At 70.6% G+C, this 1,062-nt stretch carries 1 protein-coding gene and 1 pseudogene; both read left to right on the top strand.

Annotated elements, in window-relative coordinates; all coding sequences use genetic code 11:
- Window positions 1-731: vWA domain-containing protein (locus D183_RS0115855; RefSeq protein WP_017909866.1), on the top strand; the 731-nt coding region annotated here is incomplete at its 5' end.
- Window positions 728-1,062 (top strand): annotated as a pseudogene (locus tag D183_RS24970) (hypothetical protein); the annotation flags it as partial. The gene D183_RS0115855 and the pseudogene D183_RS24970, both read left to right, overlap by 4 nt.

The raw sequence follows: 1,062 nt of genomic DNA, 5'->3' as shown, positions 1-1,062 counted from the left end.
CACCGCAGCAGGCGCGGCAGCTGATGCTGGCGGTGGATCTGTCCGGCAGCATGAGCGAGCCCGACATGACCCTGGGCGGGCGCGTGGTCGATCGTCTGACCGCGGCCAAGGCGGTGCTGGCCGACTTCCTCGATCGCCGCGATGGCGACCGCATCGGCCTGCTGGTGTTCGGCCAGCAGGCGTATGCGCTGACTCCGTTGACTGCGGATCTGGCCACGGTGCGCGACCAGTTGCGCGACAGCGTGGTCGGCCTGGCCGGACGCGAGACCGCGCTGGGCGATGCGATCGCGCTGGCGGTCAAGCGCCTGCGCGAACAGAAGCAGGGCGAGCGCGTGCTGATCGTGCTCACCGACGGCGTCAACACCGCCGGCGTGCTCGATCCGCTGAAGGCCGCCGAACTGGCCAAGGCCGAACACGTGCGCGTGTACACCATCGCCTTCGGTGGCGATGGCGGCATGTCGCTGTTCGGTCTGCCGATCCCCGGCAGCGGCGGCGACGACCAGGTCGACGAGGACACGCTGCGCAAGATCGCGCAGGACACCGGCGGGCGCTTCTTCCGCGCCCGCGACACCGCCGAGCTGGCCTCGATCTATGCCGAACTGGACCGGCTCGAGCCGGTACGTTCGGCCGGTCCGGCGGTTCGGCCGCGGATCGAGCGCTACGCCTGGCCACTGGCCGCGGCGCTGGTGCTGGCGTTGCTGTCCTTCATCTGGCCCTGGAGGCGGCAATGACCCGCGCGATGGAGTTCCTCCAGGCATTGCATCTGTTGCGTCCCGAATGGCTGTGGGCGCTGCTGTTGCTGCCGTTGCTCGGCTGGAGCTGGTGGCGCCGGCGGCGGCGCCATGACATCTGGCGGCGCACGGTGGACCCACATCTGCTGCCGCATCTGCTCGCGCGTGGCGATGCCAAGGGCAGTGCTGGCCTGTTGCTGGGCGCGCTGGGCTATGCGCTGGCGGTGCTGGCGCTGGCCGGACCGAGCTGGCGCCAGGAACAGCAGCCGCTGTGGCAGGCGCGTACGCCGTTGGTGATCGCGCTGGACCTGTCCGCGCAGATCGACGCGCG

Source organism: Xanthomonas sp. SHU 199 (genome assembly GCF_000364665.1).
Lineage (GTDB): Bacteria > Pseudomonadota > Gammaproteobacteria > Xanthomonadales > Xanthomonadaceae > Xanthomonas_A > Xanthomonas_A sontii.
Note: the sequence above shows the minus strand (reverse complement) of the source record. Positions and strands in the feature narration are given on the sequence as shown.